Source organism: Flavobacterium sp. GSB-24 (assembly GCF_027924665.1).
In the GTDB taxonomy this organism is placed as follows: domain Bacteria; phylum Bacteroidota; class Bacteroidia; order Flavobacteriales; family Flavobacteriaceae; genus Flavobacterium.
Map to the genome: position 1 here is coordinate 3,329,041 of NZ_AP027043.1, position 15,107 is coordinate 3,344,147.

The following is a 15,107-nucleotide window of genomic DNA, read 5'->3' on the forward strand; positions in this document are numbered from 1 at the left end:
TGTTTTTTAATGCCTTTTTTTGTGCTGTAATTACTATGGTTTTCATATAAAAACTAATTTATTAGTTAAAAAACTAAAGAATTAGTTTGTCTACTAATTAATTAGTAGTATCTTGCATCAAAATATTCAACCATGATAAAATTAGCCAAAAGAGAAGAACAGATCATGCAGGTTTTTTGGGATCTGAATAAAGCCTTTATAAGAGATATTATTCCATTGCTGCCAGATCCAAAGCCACATTACAATAGTGTAGCCACAATTGTGAAGATACTTGCAGAAAAAGGATTTTTGAATTATGAAACTGCTGGAAATATGCATTGCTTTTTTCCAATAATCAGCAGGGAAGAATACCAGCAATTTGCTTTAAAGGATATCGTAAGTCAGTATTTTGATAATTCGTATCCGAGAATGCTAGCCTTTTTTGCAAAAGAACAAAAGCTTTCAGAAAAGGAGTTGGATGAAATCGTCAGCATCATTAAAAAAGAAAAAATATGATACCTTATATTTTATATACAGCACTTATTCTTTCGGCTTGCTTTGCGTTTTACAAACTGCTTTTGCAAAAAGAAACTTTTTTTCATTTAAACAGATATATACTGTTGTCTTGTATGGTACTGGCTTTTATTCTGCCATTAGTTCCAGTTCCTCAGCAATTGTCTTTTAGAAAAATTGATGCCGAAAAGAACATTACACTTGTCAAAGCTCCAGTTGAAAATCTTACTTCAACAGCAGTAAAAGAGCCTACAGTTCAGCCAACACTTACAGAACAGACAAAACAAGTAATCAATGTTGATGTCTTATTAAAGTGTTTGGTGTATTTGTACTGGTTTGGAGTCGTAATATTTGGACTTAATTTTTTAATGCAGGCTGTTATATTACTATTTAGGGCCAATTCTAAATCGGTTATTCAAGATGGTAAATTTCGTATTGTGGAAATAACAGGAGATAAAGCTCCGTGCTCTTTCGGCAATAATATTTTTATTAATCCTGAAAAATACGAATGGGAAACCTACAGCCAGATTTTGCTTCATGAAAAAATTCATATCGAACAGAAACACACTATCGATCTGCTGCTTGCCGAGATTGTGCTGATCTTTCAATGGTTTAATCCTTTTGCTTGGCAATGGAGAAAAGCCCTAGAGACCAATCTAGAATTTTTAACAGACGATCAAATGCTGCAACAAGATAACGTTGAAAAAGAAAGTTATCAGTTCAGCTTACTGCAGGTTGCTGCGCCGCAATTTCCATTGAGTCTTACAACCAATTATAATCAATCATTATTAAAAAAACGAATCATCATGATGAACTCAAAAAAATCAAATGTGCACACCACTTGGAAATATTTTTTCCTAGTGCCGCTAATGGTGCTTTTTGCCTGCCTTTTTAATCAACCGGCAGCGCAAAGTCAAACCCTAAATTCTAAAGGGGAAGCACAAAAAGAAACAGCCATTCAAAACGGAATGAAAACAGACGGAAACTGGTTTGCTACCATTAAAGGCAATTCTATAGAAATCAATTTTAAAAGTGATGAGAATAATTCTTCCAGTACTTTTCAATTGAGTGAAATCAGTAATCTTCCAAAAGACAAACAAGGAGAATTTACATTGACGCGTGAAGCAGGAACGATGTATTTTACAGGAAAATTTGAAGGAGACAGAGGAATGGGAACTTATAAATTTACTGCAAACAAAGATTACAGCACAGCAATGCGCAAAGAAGGAGTAGAGCTTGCAAATGACAATGATCTTTTGGTTTTCTTTATGATAAACGTGAAAGTGTCTTACGTACAGATGCTTAAGAAAAATGGTTATACCGATTTAGACAAAGATCAAGTTATTCCCCTAGCGGCTTTAGATGTAAATGAAGCTTATATTACTTCTATAAAAAAAGCAATTCCAGAGATTGATCTAGACAATCTTGTTCCTTTCAAATCATTAGGAATAGATAAAGCTTTTATTGAAGAAATACGCAGTTCTGGGTATAAGGATGTTAGTCCAGGTAATATTATTGCATTAAAATCGCAGGGAATTGATGCCAAATATATTAGTGATTTTCGCTCTGCTAAAAATAATAACGATAGCAATGATAAAGAAGTTAGCAGCAATAATAATGACAACGATAATAGCGACGATGATATTATTGCATTTAAAGCATTAAATATTGACAAAGCATATGTTGATTCTTTTAAAAAGCTGGGATATAAAAATATCTCAAACAGTGATCTTATTGGTATGAAATCACTGAATGTAACTCCAGAGTACGTAAAAAGTTTTCAGAATGCTGGTTTTCAAAACATAGAGGCAGAAAATTTGATCGCTTTGAAATCACAAGATATAACGCCAGATTTGGTAAAAGAATATAAAAGTCTTGGTTTTGAAGATCTAAATTTAGAAGATATCGTTGGAGCAAAAGCAACAGGCACCACACCATCTTATATCAAATCAATGAAAGCAAAAGGCCATAATTTTAAAAGCCTAGACCGATATGTTGCATTGAAAGCTCTTGCTAATAATTAAAAGAAAACTAATTATTTGAATTAGTTAAAAAACTCAAGTTGTAAGACAAAATAAAGCCCAAACCAAATAGGAATGGGCTTTTTTATTTATTAAATTATTGAAGCTTTATTGCTGTTTCACTTCCGTTCTGCTTTTTAATTTTTGAATAATTTCTATAGATCTTTTTTCAAAAATAGATTGGTCTACAGGTACAACAACCGATTGAAATAACTGCATCAATTCATCAGAATGATTGGCTGTTTTTTGAGTTTGAAGATTAAAATGTACAAACTTTATCCATAAAACAGATTTTAGTTCTGTTTCACTTTCGTTCCACATTTTCATCTCAACCAGCAGGAAATTATCTGTATATTGAATTAATTGTGAATCAATTAAAACCGTTTCCATTGTAAATGTTGGCTTCAGATAACTTATTTGATTAGAAGCCACAACCCAGCTGAGACCCGTTTTTTTCATGTATTTAAAAATATCAAGATCATAATGTTCTGCGATTTGATCTTCTCTCACATTAATAAAGTATTCTAAATACTTCGAGTTGTTTAAATGATTAAAAGGATCACAATCCTGAAATCTAACTTTTCTTTTTGTTTTTAGTATTTTTTCCATTTTATAAATGTATTGCATCAAATACCGATCGGTATTTGAAAGGTTAAAAAATTTTTATTTGGTAATAGCGACAATTATAGTACTGTCTATAAAGTCCATAGCATTGGCTATATAACTTTCATCGTTATGGGTAAATGCGAGAAGTGAACTTCCTTCAATGAGTGATAAAATTATTTTGGCATATTTAATAGGATCTGTATCTTCTTTAATTTCACTAGCAGAGATTCCATCATTAATAATAGTAGTCAGACCGATAATAAATTTTTGAGATAATTGCTGTGCGGCCTTAAACAATAACGGATTAATAAATTTTGTATCTATTCCTGCTCTCAGCATCGGACATCCGCCTCTGTCTTTGACTAAATCATAATAACTGCGCTGATAATTGGTTACGGCATGAAGTTTATTTATACTGCCTTCTGTAGCAGCGACTAATTTAAACAAAGGTGCTATTGCTTCGTTTATATTATAGTGAAAAGCTTGTAATGCTAAATCTTCTTTATTAGAAAAATTACAATATATAGCGCCTTTTGTAAGTCCAGTTGCATTTGTAATGTCTGTAAGACTGGTTCCAACATATCCTTGTTTGTTGAAAACTGGGGAAACTTTTTCTAATATAAACTCAGAAGTATTCATGATTTTTTAAGTTGAATTAAAATTCTCAGTAAATATAACAATAAATACCGATCGGTATTTAAAAGGTTTTAAATATTTCAATATAAGTAATGCTTGTATTTATTAGACATTATAATTTGTAAAACCCGCCAGATACATGAAGCATAAGGCGGGCTGTCCATAAACATAATCTTCCATTTTATGTTTACTACAAAATCTTTATTTATAATGATCGAATTATCGCAAAGTGTGTAAAAAGTTCAATAGTTTGATGCAATTATAGTTATTTATTTAATAATCTCCATCAAATTTAAGAAATGGGTGCTATTATTGTCATTTTTGAGAAATATTGTAGGGGAATTTCATCAGTTATAAGATTTGATGAAAGAAAAAGTACACGATATTTATTTTAAAATTAGAATAGAAGAATTTTAAGCTTCTTTTTTTTTCAAACAACGTCCTCTCGGTTCATTGCCTTCGTGAAGTACGATTTCCGAATGAAGAAATTGTGCCGCATCTGCAGAGTCTTTTACTTTAACAGCACTGCGTTCTAGCATTTCTGTTTCAAAGTCGGTTAAAACAGTTTTTCTAATTCCTTTTTTTCTCCATTCAGAAAACGGTCGGCATTCTTTTGAAATTCCTCGTGCGAGTGTGAGTGCATCCAGTAAAGCTTGATTGGCTCCTTGTCCTTTAAATGGACTCATTGGGTGGGCTGCATCTCCAATTAGTGTAACTTTTCCAGCTTTCTCCAGTAATTCAGATTGGAGTAATTCACGGTCATATACCGGATATCCAGAAATTTGCGCTTCCATTGTCGCTGATAAAGTTTGAGGAATAGGATTATGCCACTGTGTTCTACGGCAAGCTTCTTCTTTAAGTGCTTTTGGTCCAAGTGCGCTTAACGCTTTAGCATCTTCTTCCGGCATTGGAAAACTAAGCTGCCACATTACAGAATCTGCCGTGTAAGGCATTATATAAATTCGTTCATTTCCATTGGCAGTTTGAAATACAGTTGCTGAATCTAATAAAGAACTCTCAACATCTATTAGAGCGCTTAAAGGGCAAATTCCTAATATTACAATACAATCGAGATAGCGAAGAGGCGTAACATCCTCACCAATCAATAATCTGCGAACCGAGCTGCGAATACCATCGGCACCAACGATAAGGTCGGCTTTAGATGTTTTAAGTTCTCCATTTACTTGAAAATTCAGTTCAATATCATCATCATTTTCTTTAAAATCAATTAGTTGATGTCCCCATTGTACAGTATTATTTCCGTCGAGCTGCTCAAGTAATGCTAATCGTAAAGATTGTCGTGCGATATGCATATTGGTGCGTTTCGAAGATTTTTTAGCATCCTGCTGCAGCCATTTACGAATTCCCCATTCTCCAATTACTTTTCCTTCTGTAGTATGAACTAAATGTCTTGTTGAAATTACTTTTTCATCTAAAGAAAAAATACCCAATCCTTCGATTGCTTTGCTTGCTTGCTGCAAAGTAAGTCCGTAACCCTGAGATCGAGCTGCAAAGTTAGCATCACGTTCGTAAAGCGTAAAAGGAATACCCCGATGTAAACAGGCAACAGCTAATGCTACTCCGCCAATTCCGGCGCCAATAATAGCAACATGGGGATAATTTTCTGTATCTGCTTCAGGATGATTGTCAGAAGGAATCAATCCAGATCCATTACAATTTAAGCAAGTATGTTGGTGAGCCTTAGGTCGAATAGGAGCTGTTCCTTTGCCATTTGTTTTTTCAAATTGGTCTAGTGCATGCTGGTATTGGCGTCGCGCTTTGTCACTAAGACCGCGGCTTTTTTTGCCACGTCCTTGACACTCATTACAAATAGTCCAGCTTGTTTTATCTCTTTTCTCTTTTTCCACTTTCGTTCATTTGCTGGATCTAATTGTATTTCGGTACAATTTAATGGGAATAATATTTTCTCACATTTACAGCTGTGCAAATTTAAGGTAAAAGGTTACCAGTACAAAATGAGTTTTTCAAACTTACAGTTAAAACGTGATGATTTTGATTATATGCATATATCTATAAGAGTATTTTATAACTTTTTGCTAGGATTATATAAGTGCTAAAGCACATATTTCGACTAATTTTAATAAAAATTAAAATGTAGAAATTATGAAAACAAATAATCAAAATCAGAATATTACTAAAGATAATAGTTCTGATAATCGCAGTGATACGAGAAAACATCAATATAAAGATCATGATGAAGTTCTAACAAATGATGAGAATTATGATGTTGACACTCATAAATTTAAAGGTGAAAAACCTGATTTCGATGACAAAATGAACAATGAAGAAAAAAAATAAAAATAAAGCGCCTTAAATTTTAAGGCGCTTTATTTTTTTTGGACCTATCTACTTGTTATTTAAGCAGTATTACTCACATTTTAAAATTTTTCAAAAAAGTTCAGAACTAAAAAAAGAACTATGAATTGATTTTTATAGATTTGTAAAACTGTATATTCCAAAAAAATGGTGCAAACCAATTATAAAAATTTAAATTCGATGAAATCTGTCAGTTCAATATTTTTACTTTTAATGTTTGTCTATTCAAGTTCTTATTCACAATTAAGTGCAGATAAAATATTCGAAAGCTTTAAACAAGGAGAACGCACAAATTGCTCGTCAATTGCTTTTATTAAAGCATCTTTAAACGTTTATGGATTGGATAATCTTTTTGTAACTGAAAAGATAAATGATAGTTTACAAAAGATCACATTAAAGAATAACGCCTCATTTCTTCTAAAAGATGAGGAAATTAAAATAGCTAAAACTTCAGCTGGGTTTGTTTACATTAAAGACAATTGCGAAAGTGAAAGAATAACAGACTACGCAATATTGACCTATGCCGTAATGGGAAAATACAAGCAAATTATCGATAAAGAATCGACTTTTGATAAAGCATTAGAAGATCTGGAAGACGGTACAGTTTATACACCTACAATCTACAAATACTTAGGATTTACAAAAGGCAAACAAGTGCAGAAGCTGAAAAGACAGTCTGGAAGTGAATACTGTGGCGTTGTGGCCTGGTCAAAAGCGCATGCCGTTTTTGTATGCGAAGAATTTATGGATTACTATGGCAACAAAAAAAGTATCTGGATAAAATACCCAAGTCGTTTTAGAATAATAAAACCAACAGAAGAGATAGAAAATAATACTCCTAAATTGGTGCAATCGTACTAAAAATACCGCTTCTGACTGAGTTAATATCAATTTGTTAAAATTTTCAGAAAAAAAGAAATCAATAAAGTTGCAATTTAAGTTAAATTATATATTTTTGTCATTAATCAACAACCAATTACATTAAAATGAAAAGCAAAATTATTTTACTAAGTTTCCTTTTCTTCTTGACGACTGGCGCTATATCAGCACAGGCAAAAAATGCCCCAAGAAGTATTATCAGTACAACAGCCTTAATCCGTAAATACCACGACCAAAAAGAATTGAGCGGTATGCAAAAAGGAGAACTTTTAGAATTGTACATTGAGCGTATTAAAGTTCTAGTAAAAACTCTTCCATATATTGCTTTGGTTACTAAACCAGGTGTTACAATGGCAGATTTAGGTATTCCAGACGATAGTGATCACAAGAAAATATTAGATAATCAAGCAGTTGGTACTACAACTTTCTTAGATACTACAGTAGAGTTTCAAAGAAAAATGATGCCTTATTCAGATAAAGGAAATCTTATCGCTGCGATCTTATTTTACGAAAATACATTAAAATCTTTACACGAGTTTAACGACTTAATGTAATATTTTAAACAAGCTATTAATAAAAAAACTCCAAAGTCATTTGATTTTGGAGTTTTTTTTATTTGATAAATTTTTAATTTTAAAATAATTCTAATTGATTATTTGGATTTATAGGTTTCTTTTTAGGAGGTTTAGCTTCTCCAAAAATAGTTCTTCCTCCATATTTATAAGATTCATCTCTTTCTCTTTGAATTAAAGCATCAAAATTGGAATTTGGTGTAAAATTCTCTTCTGCTTTTCTAGATATTTCAGACAATTTTTGAATTGCAGCCATTTTGTCTGAGTTGCCAATTTTAGCACGGTGAATTGCTTTTTGTAGAGTATCAATCGTTTCATCGTAGATTTTGACAGGAACAGGAAAAGGATGTCCGTCTTTTCCGCCGTGAGCAAATGAAAAACGCGCAGGATCTTCAAATCGGGTAGGGGTGCCATAAATTACTTCACTAACAAGTGCTAATGATTGTAAAGCTCTTGGTCCCATTCCTTTTAAAAGCAATAGCTCTTCAAAATCTTCAGGTTTATTCTCGTGAGTTGCCCAGAGCATAGCGCCGAGTCTTTTCATGTTAACATCTTCCATTCTCACATCATGATGCGCAGGCATAGAAAGATATTGCATTTCCTTCATTATTTTGGTTGGAGATTCTTTCGCTAATTCTAAAATTCCTTCTCTGGATTTTGCCGCCGCCTGAGCAGTAAGATTTAAAATAGTTCCTTGATTTTCACCATAAATAAAAGTATGAGGTTCTTCAATAAAAGATTTTAAACCCGGCGAATGCCAATGGTATCTTCTCGCAGTTTTAGAATCAGGGTTCATTCCTTGTTGTATTACGGCCCATTGACCTTTATTATCAACAATAAAATTATGCTGATACAATTGAAATCCATCCTGAATAGCAGTATTATCAACTTTAGCGGCAAGTCTGCTGCAGTTGGCAAGATTATTACCATCAAGTCCTGTTTTTTCACCCACAAACAAAAGTTCCTGCGGTGTTAACATAGAATGTTTGCCTTTGCCGCCGCAGATATAGATTCCTAGTTCTTTAGAGTGCGGGTTTACAGATTTTTTTAGTGCTCCAAGTACAGAAGTTGTAATTCCAGAAGAGTGCCAGTCCATTCCCATTACGGCACCAAAGCTTTGAAACCAAAAAGGATTACTAAGCTTGCTGATAACTTCAGAAGTTGAAAATTCTAAAGCAATCGTTTCAACAATTGCAAAACCAAGTTTAGACATCCGTTCGGAGAGCCATAATGGAACTTGTCCATAGTGTAGTGGGAGATCAGCTGTACCAGAACGCTTCATTTGAAAGTATTTTTACAAAAATAGGCAAAAATGATTTTAATAATTTTAATTGTTTCTTAAATCTTCTCGTCTCGTTTTTACATCTTTTTTGACTGTATTTTGACTTTTAGATGCAAAAAAAATGCAAATAAAGTCATTCTCTCAGTCAATATTTTTCATTTTTTAATTTCGTTTTAAATAAAAATCTTACATAAACTGTAAAAATTCCTTATTCAATAACTGTCTTGTTTATAGTAGTTTAAAATTACTAAAACGTTTTTGTTAACATTTTTTTTTCAGAAAATTAAATTAAAATTTGGGAACTTAAATATTTAATTTACTTTTGTTCTATCGAATTAGTAGAGTTTAAAAAATAAGTTGAAAACATTGAGATTAAGACCATTTGTATGTTTATTTCTGAATACAAAAGACTCATTTATCATTCTATAGCTTGTGAGTTACTACGGTTAAAACCTTCTCTTTTTTAATTCATATAAAAATTTAAAAAAAATGAACCTGAAAGGGTCGAAATATTTGTATAGGCCAAAATAATAGTAATCAAAAAAAAAAAGTAAAAATGAAAAAACGAATGTGTTTGTAGATACAAAAAAACATTTCTGTTGCAGCAGAAATGACGAAGCTTAAAGAAATTGTACATCTCTATAAGGAGCTTGAAAATGATATATCCGTTTCGATCTGCCTTATTTATAAAACTAAAATTAAGTAATGAAAAAAAAATTAAATAGCTATATCTGGTTATGTGTTTTGTTGATTTCCATAGGAGTTAAAGCTCAAGAAACAAAACCCTTGATCCAGTCTAAACTAGAAGGAACAGTAATAGATGCGGTTACAAAAGACCCTGTTATTGGTGCTTCGGTTAATATAAAAGGAACTACACACGGAGTTCAAACAGATTTTGACGGAAAGTTTTATTTTCAAACTGGACAAAAATTTCCTTATACTTTAATAGTAAGTTATTTAGGCTACAAAAAAGCAGAGGTTGTAGTCGATAAAAATGCTGTGGTTATTGAGCTTACTGAAGAACAAAACCAGTTATCAGAAGTTGTAGTGACTGCACTTGGTATTTCAAAAGAAAAGAAATCTTTAGGATATACAACTCAAGCACTTAAGAATAAAGATATTGCAGAGACAAAAGAAACGAACTTTTTAAACAGTCTTAGCGGAAAATTAGCTGGTGTTCGTATTACAAATTCTCAAGGAGATATGGGATCTTCTCGTATTATTATTCGTGGAGAAACTTCTATCGCAGGAAATAACCAGCCATTATTTGTGGTAGATGGCGTTCCTGTTGATAACTCGCAGTTAGGAAGTGTGGGTGGAGCTACTCGTGACTTTAAAAATGCAATTGCCGATTTGAATCCAAATGATATTGAAACATTAACAGTATTGAAAGGACCAAATGCTGCGGCTCTTTACGGATCACGTGCTGCGCATGGTGTGGTTTTGATTACTACTAAATCTGGAAAAAGTCAAAAAGGATTGGGAATTACTTTAAATTCTGGTATTACGATTTCTCAAGTAGCTACACTGCCAAGTTTTCAAAATACATTCGGACAAGGATCAAACGGAAGATTTAGTTATGTAGATGGTAAAGGAGGCGGTATAAATGATGGTGTTGACGAAAGCTGGGGACCAAAAATGGACGGACGACTTATTCCTCAATTTTTCTCAAACGGCCAGGCAGTGCCTTTTGTTGCGCATCCTAATAATGTAAAAGACTTCTTTAATACAGGTGTTACTTACGACAATAGTATTTCTGTTGCCAGATCTGACGAAAAATCAGATTTCCGTTTAGGAGTAAACAATCAAAAACAATTAGGAACGGTACCGAATAGTGAAGTAAACAAAACAAACTTTACAATCAACACAAATTATCAAATATCTAAAGGAATAAGAGTAGGGGTAACGGGTAATTATATTACAACTAATGCTCCAGCGCTGCCAGGTGGTCCATCTGGAAACCGTGCTGCTGGTGTAATGCTGCAGTTTCTTTGGTTTGGTCGTCAGGTTGATATTAATCAGTTAGAAAGTAATAGAGATGTTAACTGGAACAATAGCTATTATAGTAATCCTTATTGGAATGCATATTATAATACAACAAGTCAGCAGCGTAACCGTATAATTGGTGACGTTCATTTGGATGCAAAATTGGCTGAAGGACTTAATTTTAAATTCCGTACAGGAGTTGATTATTATAACGACCGTAGAAAATACACCATTAAATATGGTACAAACGGAACTCCTTTCGGATCGTATGCAGAAGATGCTTACACTGTAAATGAGCAAAATACAGAAGGTATTTTTACTTATACTAAAAAACTAAATGATGATTTTAGTTTAGATGCTCTTGCTGGATTCAATATTCGTAATCACAGTGATGCAAATAACTATCAAAAAGCACCTCGTTTGGCAGTACCAGATTTGTATACATTAACAAATTCTAGAGACCCTTTAACTTCTTCAAATTATTTGTCAAGATTGAGAGTTTACAGCGCTTATGCATCTGCTCAATTAGGCTATAAAAACTATGCTTATATAAACCTTACAGCTCGTAATGACTGGTCATCTACATTACCAAGCAGTAACCGTTCTTATTTCTATCCTTCTGTTAATGGAAGTTTGATTTTATCTGAAGCTTTGAAACTGAAAAGTAGTACGCTTGATTTCTTAAAATTACGCGGTGGATGGTCTGAAGTAGGTAACGATGCAGATCCTTACCAATTATCAACAGTTTATAATTTCCAAACTGCATTTGATGGAAACCCTATTCAAACTTCTTCACAAAAGAAATTGAATGAGAATTTGAAACCAGAAACAACTCGTTCAACTGAAGTTGGCTTAGAAGCTTCTTTCTGGAAAAACAGACTGCATTTTGATGTTGCTTATTACAACACGAATAGTTTCGACCAAATTTTGGAAATTAAAACAACTGCATCTAGTGGCTACAACTCTCAGTTAATTAATGCTGGTAAAATCAACAATAATGGTATAGAAGTTCAATTGGATGGAAGCCCGATTCAGACGGAAAATTTCAAATGGAATATTGGTGCCAATTATTCTAGAAACAGAAGTAAAGTGGAGATTTTGGATTATGCAAAACAGATTCAAAACTATACAATAGGTACATCAGGAGGTGTTGATGTATTAGCATCTGTAGGACAAGCATATGGAGCACTTTATGGAACTGCTTACCTGCGTGACGCTAGCGGAAATATCGTAGTAGGAGCAAATGGATTGCCAAAAGCTGATCCGACTAAGAAAGTTTTAGGACATTATACTCCAGACTATTTAGCTGGTGTTACGAATACATTGACTTATAAAAACCTTGAGTTATCATTCCTTGTTGATGCAAGTGTAGGTGGAGAAATTTTCTCAGGAACTAACAGAACTGGTACTTATACAGGAGTATTGGCGCAGACACTTCCAGGTCGTGATGCTGCAAATGGAGGTTTAAGCTACTACTTGAATGGTACTACGAAAACTTTAGTAACTGGAACTCCTCCAGCTGGAACGACTGTATATGATGATGGAATGATTTTTAACGGAGTATACGATAATGGAACTCCAAATACTCAAGTTATTAGTGCTCAAGAATATTACAAAGCTTCATACAACATTAGCGAGGCTTATATCTACAGCTCAACTTTTGTAAAAATGAGAGAAATAAAATTGTCTTACAATTTAAATAAGGCATTTGCCAAAAGACTGGGGTTAGAAGGAGCAAGTATTACTGCAGTTGGCCGTAACCTGTTCTTTATCTACAAAGATGCACCAAATATTGATCCAGAAACAGCTTTCAATACTGGAAATGCTCAAGGTTTGGAGAGTTTATCTTTGCCAACAACCAGAAATTTCAGTCTTAATGTTAATCTTAAATTCTAAAAATACAGAATCATGCTAAAAAAAATAGCCTATATAACTCTATTTGCATTAACGTTGACCTCTTGCAGCGATACGTTGGATGATATCAATAAAAATCCAAATGCAACTGAAACACCATTGGCACCTTACCTGTTAACAGGATCGTTAAAACAAGGGGCTGATTTATACTGGGGTGCAGATAACAATTTTAACTCGTCTCTATTGTTTGTACAGCATTGGGCTAAAATCCAATATACGGAACCAGACAGATATGATGTTTCGAACACTTCTTTCACTTCTTTGTGGAATACTGGATATGCAACTTTAATTACGGATTTAAATACAATTATTAATTTCCCAGATGGACAGGCAAATCCAAACTATAAAGGAATTGCTTTAACGCTGCGTTCTTGGACATTTTTATTGTTGACAGATGCTTACGGAAGTATTCCTTATAAAGAAGCAGGTCAAAAAATAACTCCTGCATATAATACTCAAAAGGAAGTTTATACAGGATTACTTGAAGATTTAAAACAAGCTCAGTCATTATTAAACGCATCAAGCGGTGCTGTAACGGGTGATTTGGTTTATAAAGGAGATATTTCAAAATGGAAAAAACTGGTAAATTCATTCCGTCTTCGTATAGCTTTGAGAATTTCAGACAAAGAACCTGAATTAGCTAAACAGGCTGCTATTGAAGCAACATCTGATGCTGCTGGTTTACTAAGCAGTAACAATGACACTTTTAAGTTTACTTATATCAGTTCGCCTCAGCAAAATCCAGCATCAGCTTGGTTTGAAACTCGTGATGATTTCCGTATTTCGAAAACAATGGTCGATCAGTTAAGTGCATTATCAGATCCGCGTTTACCTGTATATGCTCAGCTTCCGTCAGATGCGAGCGTTGGTAAATATGTTGGCGGCGCTAACGGATTATCAAATAGTGATGCTAATAGTCAAGGTTTTGCTAAAACATCAAAACCAGGTACTTATTTCTTAACATCATCATCACCAGCTGTTATTGCTTCTTATTCAGAAACACTTTTTAATCTTGCCGAAGCTGCAGCCCGCGGTTTCATTGCGGGAGATGCAGAGCAGTTCTATAAAAATGCAATTACAGCATCATTAAATCAATTTGGTATTACAGATGCAGCAGTTATTTCTACTTATCTTAATCAAGCTTCAGTAAAATACGATGCAACAAACTATGCCAAATCTATAGGAACTCAAAAATGGATTGCTTTTTACGGACAAGGTCTTGATGCTTTTACAGAGTGGAGAAGACTTGATTATCCTGTATTGAAAGCAGGTCCTGCGACAGTTTTAGACGGGCAAATACCTTCTCGTTTCTTCTATCCAGGTACAGAACAATCATTGAATGGAGTTAGCTACCAAGCGGCAATAACTGCTCAAGGAAAAGATTTGTTAACTACAAAATTATGGTTTGATGCCAAATAAAACTAGATTCTGAAAAGAATACTTTTAAGTAGCATTCAAAAATATAAACCCTTCAAAGTCATTTGATTTTGAAGGGTTTCTTTTTATATTCCATTTTATGCTCTACAATTTCTTATAGCAAATAACCATGAATACAGGTATTGTTTCTAGAATGTACCAGTAGTAAATTTGTTATTAATCAAAAAAATATACAATGATGAATAGCAATAGTCTTTTAATAACGAAGTCAGCATTAAAAAATAAAACAGCAAGTTTATTTAAAAAACTTTTTTATGTATCAGTTTTTGCGGTACTATTATCTGCTTGTTCAAGTGATGATGGCGGATCTGATAAAACGGCATCCGATTATTATTTTAGAGCAACTCTGGATGGTCGAAAAATAGATTTTTACACTGTAAACTTTCAGGGAGGCGGTAACGATGATCGTTTCGAGCAAATCGTAATAGGAGGATTTGAAGCGCCCCATCCTACGAAAGTTGGGGAACAGCTGCCACCTTCACTAGATTTTGAAATATGGAAATTAGGAGGTAACATTACTGCTGGTACTTATTCAACACCAGTTGATGAAGGAATGGTTGCACGATATGCAATTCAAACTCCAAACGGAACTATACTTTACAACACACGAACTGCTGATGATATTTTTACTGTAAAAATTGAATCTGTAAGTAAAAGCGGAATTAAAGGTACATTTTCTGGAAAGGTTAGAAACATGGAATCAGGTGCAGTAATAAATATTACAGATGGTAGTTTTAATCTTCCGTATATGGATATTGTCAATCCATAATAATATACAATAAAAGTATTTGTATCACTTTAAAATAATAATCACTTCTGCATTTTTTTGTATTTGCAGAAGTGATTTTTTTATGTATGCAAAACAAAATGTCCTTATTGTATCTATACTTATTCTTGATTCTTTTTTATTTCTTAAAAATGTATCGTATTGGTTTTTAGTGTTTT

At 33.3% G+C, this 15,107-nt stretch carries 12 protein-coding genes; 8 read left to right on the top strand and 4 right to left on the bottom strand.

What is annotated here, in order from left to right; translation table 11 throughout:
* The first annotated feature begins 132 nt into the window (after positions 1–132).
* Positions 133–495, top strand: a complete 363-nt coding sequence (locus QMG60_RS14440; protein ID WP_057118251.1) for a BlaI/MecI/CopY family transcriptional regulator — start codon at positions 133–135, stop codon at positions 493–495.
* Positions 492–2,516, top strand: coding sequence for a M56 family metallopeptidase (locus tag QMG60_RS14445; RefSeq protein WP_281865382.1), 2,025 nt, complete (start codon positions 492–494; stop codon positions 2,514–2,516). The genes QMG60_RS14440 and QMG60_RS14445 overlap by 4 nt, the downstream gene beginning before the upstream one ends.
* Positions 2,517–2,621: 105 nt before the next feature.
* Here QMG60_RS14445 and QMG60_RS14450 read toward each other — a convergent pair whose 3' ends face one another.
* The 3 genes from QMG60_RS14450 to QMG60_RS14460 form a co-directional block, all read right to left on the bottom strand.
* On the bottom strand, positions 2,622–3,122 hold the full coding sequence (locus QMG60_RS14450; protein ID WP_281865383.1) for an acyl-CoA thioesterase: 501 nt from the start codon (positions 3,120–3,122) through the stop codon (positions 2,622–2,624).
* A 54-nt stretch (positions 3,123–3,176) separates the two neighbouring features.
* Entirely contained in the window at positions 3,177–3,758 is a 582-nt protein-coding gene (locus tag QMG60_RS14455; protein ID WP_281865384.1) for a TetR/AcrR family transcriptional regulator, read from the bottom strand.
* 410 nt (positions 3,759–4,168) lie between these two features.
* Positions 4,169–5,623: an NAD(P)/FAD-dependent oxidoreductase gene (locus tag QMG60_RS14460; protein WP_281865385.1), complete on the bottom strand. Its 1,455-nt coding sequence runs from the start codon at positions 5,621–5,623 to the stop codon at positions 4,169–4,171.
* A gap of 256 nt (positions 5,624–5,879) precedes the next feature.
* On the opposite strand from QMG60_RS14460, the gene QMG60_RS14465 reads away from it, so the two are divergent.
* The 3 genes from QMG60_RS14465 to QMG60_RS14475 all read left to right on the top strand — a co-directional run bounded on the left by QMG60_RS14465 (position 5,880) and on the right by QMG60_RS14475 (position 7,525).
* On the top strand, positions 5,880–6,074 hold the full coding sequence (locus QMG60_RS14465) for a hypothetical protein (RefSeq protein WP_057118243.1): 195 nt from the start codon (positions 5,880–5,882) through the stop codon (positions 6,072–6,074).
* A gap of 198 nt (positions 6,075–6,272) precedes the next feature.
* The gene (locus QMG60_RS14470) at positions 6,273–6,953 is read left to right on the top strand and encodes a hypothetical protein (RefSeq protein ID WP_281865386.1); all 681 of its coding nucleotides are present in this window, start codon (positions 6,273–6,275) and stop codon (positions 6,951–6,953) included.
* Positions 6,954–7,078: 125 nt separating this feature from the next.
* Positions 7,079–7,525 carry a hypothetical protein gene (locus QMG60_RS14475; protein WP_057118242.1) on the top strand — a complete coding sequence of 149 codons (447 nt, stop codon included), beginning with the start codon at positions 7,079–7,081 and terminating at the stop codon, positions 7,523–7,525.
* Between the two features lie 79 nt (positions 7,526–7,604).
* Here QMG60_RS14475 and QMG60_RS14480 read toward each other — a convergent pair whose 3' ends face one another.
* Positions 7,605–8,825, bottom strand: a complete 1,221-nt coding sequence (locus QMG60_RS14480; protein WP_281865387.1) for a DUF763 domain-containing protein — start codon at positions 8,823–8,825, stop codon at positions 7,605–7,607.
* A 705-nt stretch (positions 8,826–9,530) separates the two neighbouring features.
* Between QMG60_RS14480 and QMG60_RS14485 the strand changes: the two genes are divergently transcribed.
* The 3 genes from QMG60_RS14485 to QMG60_RS14495 all read left to right on the top strand — a co-directional run bounded on the left by QMG60_RS14485 (position 9,531) and on the right by QMG60_RS14495 (position 14,931).
* On the top strand, positions 9,531–12,707 hold the full coding sequence (locus QMG60_RS14485; protein ID WP_281865388.1) for a SusC/RagA family TonB-linked outer membrane protein: 3,177 nt from the start codon (positions 9,531–9,533) through the stop codon (positions 12,705–12,707).
* A gap of 12 nt (positions 12,708–12,719) precedes the next feature.
* Positions 12,720–14,144, top strand: a complete 1,425-nt coding sequence (locus QMG60_RS14490) for a SusD/RagB family nutrient-binding outer membrane lipoprotein (protein WP_134141535.1) — start codon at positions 12,720–12,722, stop codon at positions 14,142–14,144.
* A gap of 193 nt (positions 14,145–14,337) precedes the next feature.
* Positions 14,338–14,931, top strand: a complete 594-nt coding sequence (locus QMG60_RS14495) for a hypothetical protein (RefSeq protein WP_281865389.1) — start codon at positions 14,338–14,340, stop codon at positions 14,929–14,931.
* Positions 14,932–15,107: the final 176 nt, after the last annotated feature.

Excerpts from the sequence above, each read along its gene's own strand:
- QMG60_RS14440 (WP_057118251.1), top strand. The coding sequence starts at position 133 with ATGATAAAATTAGCCAAAAGAGAAGAACAGATCATGCAGGTTTTTTGG.
- QMG60_RS14445 (WP_281865382.1), top strand. The coding sequence starts at position 492 with ATGATACCTTATATTTTATATACAGCACTTATTCTTTCGGCTTGCTTT.
- QMG60_RS14450 (WP_281865383.1), bottom strand. The coding sequence starts at position 3,122 with ATGGAAAAAATACTAAAAACAAAAAGAAAAGTTAGATTTCAGGATTGT.
- QMG60_RS14455 (WP_281865384.1), bottom strand. The coding sequence starts at position 3,758 with ATGAATACTTCTGAGTTTATATTAGAAAAAGTTTCCCCAGTTTTCAAC.
- QMG60_RS14465 (WP_057118243.1), top strand. The coding sequence starts at position 5,880 with ATGAAAACAAATAATCAAAATCAGAATATTACTAAAGATAATAGTTCT.
- QMG60_RS14470 (WP_281865386.1), top strand. The coding sequence starts at position 6,273 with ATGAAATCTGTCAGTTCAATATTTTTACTTTTAATGTTTGTCTATTCA.
- QMG60_RS14475 (WP_057118242.1), top strand. The coding sequence starts at position 7,079 with ATGAAAAGCAAAATTATTTTACTAAGTTTCCTTTTCTTCTTGACGACT.
- QMG60_RS14480 (WP_281865387.1), bottom strand. The coding sequence starts at position 8,825 with ATGAAGCGTTCTGGTACAGCTGATCTCCCACTACACTATGGACAAGTT.
- QMG60_RS14485 (WP_281865388.1), top strand. The coding sequence starts at position 9,531 with ATGAAAAAAAAATTAAATAGCTATATCTGGTTATGTGTTTTGTTGATT.
- QMG60_RS14490 (WP_134141535.1), top strand. The coding sequence starts at position 12,720 with ATGCTAAAAAAAATAGCCTATATAACTCTATTTGCATTAACGTTGACC.
- QMG60_RS14495 (WP_281865389.1), top strand. The coding sequence starts at position 14,338 with ATGATGAATAGCAATAGTCTTTTAATAACGAAGTCAGCATTAAAAAAT.